General features: G+C 62.8%; 9 protein-coding genes. 1 reads left to right on the forward strand and 8 read right to left on the reverse strand.

Annotated features, from left to right (window positions below):
- Window positions 1-57: 57 nt before the first annotated feature.
- The 7 genes from EC86_RS0119490 to EC86_RS0119520 form a co-directional block, all read right to left on the reverse strand.
- On the reverse strand, window positions 58-1353 hold the full coding sequence (locus EC86_RS0119490; protein ID WP_029527559.1) for an NAD(P)/FAD-dependent oxidoreductase: 1296 nt from the start codon (window positions 1351-1353) through the stop codon (window positions 58-60).
- Between the two features lie 10 nt (window positions 1354-1363).
- Window positions 1364-2095 carry an amino acid ABC transporter ATP-binding protein gene (locus EC86_RS0119495; RefSeq protein ID WP_029527560.1) on the reverse strand — a complete coding sequence of 244 codons (732 nt, stop codon included), beginning with the start codon at window positions 2093-2095 and terminating at the stop codon, window positions 1364-1366.
- Window positions 2092-2742, reverse strand: coding sequence for an amino acid ABC transporter permease (locus EC86_RS0119500; protein ID WP_029527561.1), 651 nt, complete (start codon window positions 2740-2742; stop codon window positions 2092-2094). The genes EC86_RS0119495 and EC86_RS0119500 overlap by 4 nt, the downstream gene beginning before the upstream one ends.
- Window positions 2743-2787: 45 nt before the next feature.
- On the reverse strand, window positions 2788-3540 hold the full coding sequence (locus tag EC86_RS0119505; RefSeq protein WP_029527562.1) for an ABC transporter substrate-binding protein: 753 nt from the start codon (window positions 3538-3540) through the stop codon (window positions 2788-2790).
- Between the two features lie 71 nt (window positions 3541-3611).
- On the reverse strand, window positions 3612-4319 hold the full coding sequence (locus tag EC86_RS0119510) for a helix-turn-helix domain-containing protein (protein ID WP_036772449.1): 708 nt from the start codon (window positions 4317-4319) through the stop codon (window positions 3612-3614).
- A 475-nt stretch (window positions 4320-4794) separates the two neighbouring features.
- Window positions 4795-5028 carry a hypothetical protein gene (locus EC86_RS0119515; RefSeq protein ID WP_156955370.1) on the reverse strand — a complete coding sequence of 78 codons (234 nt, stop codon included), beginning with the start codon at window positions 5026-5028 and terminating at the stop codon, window positions 4795-4797.
- Between the two features lie 152 nt (window positions 5029-5180).
- Window positions 5181-6035 carry a hypothetical protein gene (locus tag EC86_RS0119520; RefSeq protein WP_084181450.1) on the reverse strand — a complete coding sequence of 285 codons (855 nt, stop codon included), beginning with the start codon at window positions 6033-6035 and terminating at the stop codon, window positions 5181-5183.
- Between the two features lie 216 nt (window positions 6036-6251).
- Here EC86_RS0119520 and EC86_RS0119525 point away from each other — a divergent pair, with 216 nt between their 5' ends.
- Entirely contained in the window at window positions 6252-6662 is a 411-nt protein-coding gene (locus tag EC86_RS0119525) for a hypothetical protein (protein WP_051676075.1), read from the forward strand.
- Here EC86_RS0119525 and EC86_RS29560 read toward each other — a convergent pair.
- Window positions 6657-7170 (reverse strand): IS630 family transposase (locus EC86_RS29560; protein WP_198026825.1); only part of this gene is annotated, 514 nt, incomplete at its 5' end. The two genes, EC86_RS0119525 and EC86_RS29560, sit on opposite strands and share 6 nt — an antisense overlap.

Raw genomic sequence — 7170 nt, forward strand, 5'->3', positions numbered from 1 at the left:
TTGGTATAAATGGAACCGGGTGGCGCTTGATTCCAGCCACCCCAAGGCCGGGACGGCTCAGACGCCGCCGTCGGTCATCCGGTACCAGCCGATCACCGCCGAGACGTACAGGCGCCTCAGCCCATAAAGCGGGAAGGGCTTGATCTTTGACGGCGCGACGGGCAGCGCCTGTTTGTCGCCGCTGGCGATGTACTCGGCCAGCGCCTGGCCCATGCGCGTTTGCAGGCCCACGCCGCGCCCCTGGCAGCCGATGTCGATCAGCAGGCCCGGCGCCGGTTCGTGCAGGTGCGGCAGGTAGTCGCGGGTAATGGCGACATGCCCGCACCAGCGGTAGGCGATGGGAATGCCGGCGGCCTGCGGGAACAGCTTGCCGATCACGTTTTCCAGATGCGACCAGTCGCCGGGCAAGGCCGGGTCAGGCTCATTGAAGGTTCCGCGTCCGCCCATCAGCAGGCGGCCGCTGTGGTCGATGCGGTAATACAGCAGCAGGTTGCGGGCGTCCGACGACACATGGCCTTCGGGCAGGATGCTTTTTCGCACCGCGTCGGGCAGCGGCTCGGTCGCGACCTGGAAGGAGTTGGCGTTGATGATCGATTTGCTGAGCTGCGGCCACAGCCCGTCGGTGTAGCCGTTGGTGCAGAGCACCACGCGCTCGGCGCTGACGCTGGCGCCGCCTGCGGTCACCACCTTCCAGTGGCCCTGGGCTTGCAGCAGTTGCGTCGCCGGGCTGCCGGTGTGGATGACCACGCCGGCGGCGATGGCCGCGCGCGCCAGGCCGCGCGCGTAGCTCAGCGGCTGGATGCCGCCGCCGCGCGGGTCCATCCAGCCGCCCAGGTATTTGTCGGTGCCCAGCAGGCGGGCGGTTTCGGCACGGTCCAGCAGTTGCGCGCCGACACCCTGCGCGCTCCAGTCGCGCACGCGCCGCTCGGCCATCTTGAGCGCTGCCGGCGAGTGAGCGCCCTGAATCCAGCCACGGCGCACCTGCGGCACGTCCATCTTGTGCTTGTCGATCAGCTTGAACACCGCATCGACCGTGCCGGCGGCAAAATCGACCAGGCGCTGCCCTTTCTCGCGTCCGAACATCGCCATCAGCTCGCTCGGGTCGAACTTCATGCCGGGAATGACCTGTCCGCCATTGCGGCCGGAGCCGCCGAAGCCGATCTCGCGCGCTTCCAGCACCACGACGCGCACGCCGCGCTCGGCCAGGTGCAGCGCCGTGCTCAAGCCGCAGTAGCCCGCGCCGATCACGACCACATCGGCTTTGGCATCACTTTGCAGCGGCGCGGTGTCAGGGGCGGGCGCCGCAGTGGCGGCCCACAGGGACGGGCTCAGGGGAAAGAAATCCTGTGACATTTTTGGTGCTTTACATGGGGTGGAGAACACGCCGCAGGAAGTCCTGCGTCCGTGGGTTTTGGGGATTGTTCAGAACCTCCCTGGACGGTCCCTGCTCGACGATGACGCCGCCGTCGATGAAGATCACCCGGTCGGCCACCTCGCGGGCGAACTGCATCTCGTGCGTGACCACCACCATCGTCATTCCGGCTTCAGCCAGCTTGCGCATCACGCCCAGCACTTCGCCGACCAGTTCAGGGTCCAGCGCCGACGTGGGCTCGTCGAACAGGATTGCTTCGGGCTGCATGGCAAGCGCGCGTGCTATCGCCACACGCTGTTGCTGGCCGCCCGACAGTTGCGGCGGATGCGCACTTTCCTTTTCCGCAAGCCCCACGCTGGCTAGCAGTTCGCGCGCCCGCGCAATGGCGGTCTCGCGCTTTTCGCCTTTGACGTAGATCGGCCCCTCGATCACGTTTTCGAGCACCGTGCGGTGCGGAAACAGGTTAAAGCGCTGGAACACCATCGCCACCTCGGTGCGGATGGCCTTGATGGATGCGGACTGGTTGTCCACCCGCTGACCGTGAATTTCGACGCTGCCGCCGCTGTAGCCTTCCAGCCCGTTGATGCAGCGCAGGATGGTGGACTTGCCCGAGCCGGAAGGCCCGATGATGCACACCACCTCGCCCTTGGACACACTGGCGTTGATGCCCTTGAGAACCTGGTGTGTTCCGTAGAATTTTTGCAGCTCGCGTATTTCAATCATTTCCTGTTCTTCTTTTCAAGATGGCGCACCAGCAGGATCAGCGGCACGCACATGACCAGGTAAATCAGCGCGACCAGCGTGAAAACGGTCGCGTTCTGGAAGGTGGAGGTGGCGATCAGCTTGCCCTGCAGGGCAAGCTCGGCGACGGTGATCGTCGAGGCTTGCGACGAGTCCTTGAGCATCATGATCATGATGTTGCCGTAGGGCGGAAGCACGATCTTGACGGCCTGTGGCAGCACCACCCGCCGCATCATCAGCCCCCAGCCCATGCCCATGGCCCGGGCCGCTTCCAGCTGGCCGGGATCCACCGCTTCAATGCCCGCGCGGAAGTTCTCGGCCTGGTACGCCGAGTAGGCAATGCCCAGCCCCAGAATGCCGGCCTGCAGCGCCGACAGCGAAATGCCCACGTCGGGCATCACGAAGTACAGGAAAAACAGGATCACGATGATCGGAATGCCGCGCAGCAGGTTGATGATGGCGGCGCTCAGATTGGCCAGCAAGGGAATGCCGGACACCCGCATGATGGCCCACACCAGGCCAAGGACGGTTGACAGCAGCAGGGAGCCCAGCGTCACCAAAATGGTCAGCCAGGCACCCTGTAGCAAGATGGGCATGAACTCCCGGGCGTGGTGCAGGAACTGAAGCATAGGTGGTCTTTTTCGGTAAGTAGCGCTTTAGGGTTCAGCCTGGACTCACAGGCCCCACTTTTTCAGGATGCTGTCGATCACGCCATTGGCCTTGAGCTTGGTCAGCGCCGCATTGATCTTGCCCATCAGCTCGGTGTCGCCCTTGCGGGTGGCCATGCCGATGTTGTTCACCATGGTCGGCTTGAAGGTCGTGACCATGCGCAGGTTGGGGAACTGGCCCTTGGCGACGGCAAAGGCCGCAATCGGGTAGTCGAGCACGCCCGCGTCGATGCGGCCTGCGTTGGCGTCGCGCATCAGGTCAGAGGTGGTTTCGTAGAGCTTGACCTCGGAAAACAGGCCGCTTTTTTGCAGCGGATCGACAAAAGCGGTCCCGACCTGCACTCCCACCCGTTTGCCCTTGAGGTCGGCCATGCTCTGGTAGGCGACCGTGTCCTGCTTCAGCACGACCACCCCCTCGCCGTAGCTGTAGATGGGCAGCGAAAAGTCCACCACCTCCTGGCGTGTCGGCGTGATGAACATCGCTGCCGAGATCATGTCGATGCGCTTGGACGTGAGCGAAGAAATCAAGGCTGAAAACTGCATGGGCTCGATCTGCACGCCGAAGCCGGCTTCCTTGCCAACCGCATTGACGATGTCGACCATCACGCCATCGATGGTGTTGGTCTTGGTGTCCAGAAAGGTGAAGGGCGTGCCTGTGGGCGTGGAGCCGACCTTCAACACGGTCTGGGCCGAGGCGGTGCCCGCCAGGGACAGCGTGAACGTCACAAGAAGGGCGGATGCAAGCGTTGCGAGTTTCATGGTGCGTTTCCTTTTGTCTGTCAGGTGAAAAATCATGCCGCTGTTGCAAGTGGGCCAGCCCTGGCGGCGTTTCATGGGGTGGCCGTGGGAGTTGTCGATGACTTGGGCGCGCGGGAAATGGCCCAGAGCACCGTGGTGACTGAGGGGCCAGGATTACGCCACCGGCGCGGTGTCACGCCGTCATAGCAAAAGCTGTCGCCGCCCTGCAGCCGGTAAAGATGGTCCTGAATGAACAGTTCAAGCTGGCCTTCGACCACATAACCGACCTGCTCGCCATTGTGGGTGAAAAACAGCGCATCGCCTGTGGAGCCGCCCGGCTCAATGACGGCCCGGTACAACTCAACGCCACCGGTCGAGCCCGGCGGCGTCAGCTTCTCCTTGTGAATGCCCTTGTCGCCCAGGTCGATGCGCTGGTGCTTGCCGGCGCGCACCACCGCACGCTCCGATCCGCCTTCGTTCTGGTCATGCTGGGTGTTTCGGATGAGCGTTTCCAGTGGCAATTGCAATTCCTTCGACAGCGCTTCAAGCGTTCGCAGCGAAATGGAGCGCAATCCGCGTTCAATCTGGCTGAGCAGGCTGACCGAAATGCCGCAACCCTGCGCGACTTGTTGCAGTGGCCGTCCGAGCGCTTTTCTGCGGTGGCGCACCTGCTCTCCCAGCCAGAGGTCGATCACGGAGTTGATGCGCTGCGCAGGAAACGCAGGAGATGCGGGCGCAGCCTTCCATGGCTCGATCTGTTCGGCTGCGACGTCGGCAGAGGTGGAAGGTGGCTGACTCATGTGCTCGGGTGCATCGTGTTAAATTTTTACTTACGTGTAATTTTTACAACGCAATTGTTGCGCCAGTCTAGACACGCGTGACTTGATGTCCATTAGGGCGAACCCTTGCCATGCATTCCAAGAGCCCCGGCCTTGCCTGTCTCCTCCAGTGAAAAGGGCGATCTTTCGCGGGTACCGGCCCGCAAGGCAAGGCGCCTGATGGCGGATGATTTTTTTATGCGAAGCGGAAGTGAAAAATTTGGGCGTGTCGCTGCGCACATTCATGGTGCGGGCTGAACGGGATGCGCCCCTTTTTGCGACAGGCCTCTCGTGGCCGGCTTTGCAGCCCTGATGGGTGGCCCGCACGTTTTCTGTTGAAAATGGCGGCTCAGGCGCAGGCTCATCCTTGTGGCGATGACGCACAAAGCCATCCGGATCTTTTGTTCCGCGAAAGTGCCACGCAGTGCATGGCCGTTTCGCCCGGGAGCGGATCAGGTCACAAGTCCTGCCTGCCGTAAGCCGGGCGAATCCGCGTTTTTTTCACGATGCCGGACGGCGCGAACAAGATGACGAATTCGGCATTGGCCGCCTCGCTCCTGAGCGGATTTTTGCGGTAAACCCAAACTTCATAGCCGCTGTCGAACCGGACCACCGTGGCCGGGCCAAGCGCTGCCATCACCTCCTGCTTGCTGGATGTTCCGATGGCGACGGCTTCGCTCGCGGTTTGCATCGTCAGCCCAGGGTCGCGAAATGGATGGGTGGCGCCTCCCATGCCTGGAAAACCGAAAGGGCCTGCGCACCCGGCAAGCCACAGGCATGCTGCCAGCACGCCGGCCGTGCTTGCGCCCCTGCGGCAAACGGGGGATGGCTGAAGGGCGGCCTTCATACGTCGTCCATGTATTCAAATTCGACCCGCGTGTCGTCAGGCCAGCTGCGGTCGCCCAGCGGCAGAACGTAGGTGCGGTCCACCAGCACCTCGCAGTCGCAATAGGGCAGTTCGTCCTTCAGCTTCGGATCATCGCTGGCGGCTGCATAGAGCATGTCGATGGTCAGGATTTCGCGGCGCGGGCCGGCGACCAGCACCACGCTGAACAGCGGCCGCTCCGCAAAGAACAGGTAGAGCGGCACCTGCCGGTCGCAATAGGCCGGTGTGTCGAGCAAGGCCTTGACCATCCGGCCGACGATGTTGCTGCGGTTGGAAATCAGGCCGGCTTCCATGCCCACCCGGCATTCCAGCCGCAGGTCTCCGAGGCGCCGCGTGCCGGGCGGCAGGCCGGGGGTCTTGATCTCGGTGCGCCAGGTCATGCTTTGCGCACGCCGGTTGGGCGAGACCTGGGCATTTTCGTCGTAGGCCTTCTGGTGGCGCGCCAGTGTGAACGTCTGGTCCGGCGCAATCGGCACCGGAAAATCCACCGTGGTGCCGATGACTTCCATCTCGATGCGGTTCAGGTCGGTGTCAAGCCGGCGCGGCAGCAGCTTGAAGCGCAGCGACCCGTTGGGCGACAACACGCCGCGCTCCTTGTCGAACAGGTCCATTCCATTGATCATTTTTCGATAGGATTTTTCGACCGGGTCGGGGTTCGCCTTGGCCGAGATCGTGACCGTCGGCAGATCCCCGCCGGATTTAACCTGCGCAGCCGCGTTCAGGCAGGCGAATGCAGCGAGGCATGTCCATGCCATCGGCTTCGCGAAGCGTGGAAAAAACAAAAAGCTTGCGGATGCTTTGGCGGTCGGCATGGCATTTTTCGTGACAGATGACGAACATCGTAGGCCGCAGTAGGCGACGGCCCTGTAGGACGATTCCAGCGTTCTTGAAATGGAGCGTTCCTGGCAGCCTGTTCGGGCTGGTTTTCTGTTCATCCATCGGTCTTTACATTGCTCTTTACCTTCTGACGGGTCAACTTTCATGCACTGGCAGTCGTTAAACAGGCTTATCACTGCCTGGACCACACAATGACCCGCCTCACCCATTCCCATCGCCTCGTTGCGCTGGCCATTGCGTCGCTTTTATTTGCGGGGTCCAGCTTTGCAAAAGACCACGGCGACAATGGACACGGCAAGGACAAACACCAGGACAAGGGCCACGGCAAGCATGGCCAGGTACACAAGGACAAGCCGCACAAGGAACAGCAACACGCCGTGCAGCGCCAGCGGCCCGAAATCCGCCCCGGTGCCTATTTCAATGACCAGCAGCGCACCTATGCGCGCCAGTACTACAGCCAGAACTACGGACACGGCCGGAATTGCCCGCCCGGCCTGGCCAGGAAGCACAACGGCTGCATGCCTCCCGGCCAGGCCAGGAACTGGTCTGTCGGCCAGCCGGTGCCCCGGGGCGTGACGGTTTATACCAATCCCGTGTCATGAAATAACCGAAGCCGAGGGCAGCACTGCCCAGCTGCGGGAGCACAAAGAGCGGATGGCGCCAGGGATTTGCGTGAAGGCATTCCAGGCGTCGCAGCAGGCGTCAACAATCTGCTCGTAGCCGTCGTAGCAGCGGTTGGCCAAGTGCCGGTCGCGTAGTTGCGCCCACACCTGCTCGGCCGGGTTGAGCTCGGGCGACCCCGCTGGCAGCGGCAACAATGAAACGTTCGGGAACTGCGGCAGTTTGGGCGTGGTGTGCCATCCCGCGCGGTCCAGCACCAGCACGGCATGGCGTCCCGCAGGCACCGCTTCGCTCAGGACCTGCAGATGATGGCTCATCGCCTCGGTATTGGCGTGCGGCATGACCAGACCGATGGCACTGTCCTGCCGTGGACAGACGGCGCCAAAGATGTACGCCGATTCGGACTGCTGCTGGCGCACCACCCGGGGCCGCGTTCCCTTGCGCGCCCACAGGCGCGTTTGCGTGCCGCGCTGGCCGATGCGCATTTCA

Source organism: Polaromonas glacialis, from assembly GCF_000709345.1.
Lineage (GTDB): Bacteria > Pseudomonadota > Gammaproteobacteria > Burkholderiales > Burkholderiaceae_C > Polaromonas > Polaromonas glacialis.